Below are 1312 nucleotides of genomic sequence, written 5' to 3'. Positions count from 1 at the left end.
TGGTGTCATCCTGACCGTCATCCGGTGAGCTGGTCTGTGACGCAGAGCTGGCAGACGGTGGCACTGGGAATGCCGAGACTCTGCTCAGCGAAAAGGCTGGCGGATGCGATGGTGAGTGAAGTGTTTGGCGAGGGATAACTAAAACCCTCTCCGAAGAGAGGGCGTAGAAATCTTAGTGATGTAAGGATTCAACCGGCTGCGGCTCTGACTCGGCCTGCGGGATATTGCCGTAGCGCTTGGCGTACAGCGCCGTAATAATCGGTACCAGAATCGCGGTCACAATCACAGCCGCTGCAACCAGCGCGGTTGCGGAGGCGGCCACCGGTTCGAAGGCCGGGTTGATCTGCGCGATAATCACCGGGTTCGCCACGGCTGCACCTGCAGCAGATGACGCAGCGACACCTGCGGTCCCATTCCCTCCTCCAATCACGCGGTCTGCGATAATCAGTGGAATACCGGTGATGATGATAACCGCGACGCCCAGGGCGATGCCCAGCAGACCGGTATCCATAATCACGCCCAGGTTGATGGTGTTACCCAATGCGAAGCCGAAGAACGGAATCAGCACCGGCGTGGCTTTACTGAAGAAATCGCGCAAATCGGTGTCCAGGTTACCCAGTGCGAAACCGATCAGGAACGGCAGAATTGCGCCGACGAAGTGGTGCGGTTCAAACGAGGCCAGACCGGCGGAGCCCAGGATCAGCATGGTCATCAGCGGACCGGATTCCAGCGACATTAAAACGAAGGCGCCAGACTCTTCTTTGGTGCCGTACTGGTTCATCAGGCTGGCGTAGAGACCGCCGTTGGTCATATCCATTGCCGAAACAATCGCCAGAATGGACAATCCGGCGAAGAATCCGGTCTGAATTCCGTTCTCAGGAATAAACATGGCGCAGACCATTGCGACGACCCAGGCGACCGCAATTTTGGTAATGACCAGCGTACCTGATTTACGCAGAACGGTACCTGTAGCCCGTAAATTAATAGAGGCGCCAATACAAAAGAACCAGACCGCCAGAATGGGAACGGTGCCGGTGATCATCCCTTTTGTGAATCCGCCAAAATAAGCGCCGGTATTTGGCGCAAGGGTATTTAATATTGCGCCAAGGACCAGGGGAACCAGCATCATCCCGCCAGGGATGCGTTCAATTGTGGCTTTAATCTTCATGATAAATCCTCACATCTCATCTCGCGTTTCTGGCGGACAAGTCAGGTAATATTAATGATTACATTCAAATGATTACGAAAATTTAACTGTCTGAAGTTCCGTCTGGTAATGCACAAACCGCAGCCCGTTTACACGTGTTAAACG

Annotated in this window: 2 protein-coding genes; one reads left to right on the top strand and one right to left on the bottom strand. The window is 54.1% G+C overall.

The window, feature by feature from the left end; genetic code table 11:
- A partial coding sequence (locus tag ETG88_RS22195) for a YjcZ-like family protein (RefSeq protein WP_215628782.1) occupies positions 1–138 on the top strand: 138 nt, incomplete at its 5' end.
- A gap of 34 nt (positions 139–172) precedes the next feature.
- On the opposite strand, the gene kdgT is transcribed toward ETG88_RS22195, so the two are convergent.
- Positions 173–1168 (bottom strand): 2-keto-3-deoxygluconate transporter, encoded by a 996-nt coding sequence (kdgT, locus tag ETG88_RS22190; RefSeq protein WP_100777951.1) that lies wholly within the window; start codon positions 1166–1168, stop codon positions 173–175.
- Positions 1169–1312: the final 144 nt, after the last annotated feature.

The sequence above is a fragment of the Lelliottia nimipressuralis genome (assembly GCF_004115925.1).
GTDB lineage: Bacteria > Pseudomonadota > Gammaproteobacteria > Enterobacterales > Enterobacteriaceae > Enterobacter > Enterobacter nimipressuralis.
Note: the sequence above shows the minus strand (reverse complement) of the source record. Positions and strands in the feature narration are given on the sequence as shown.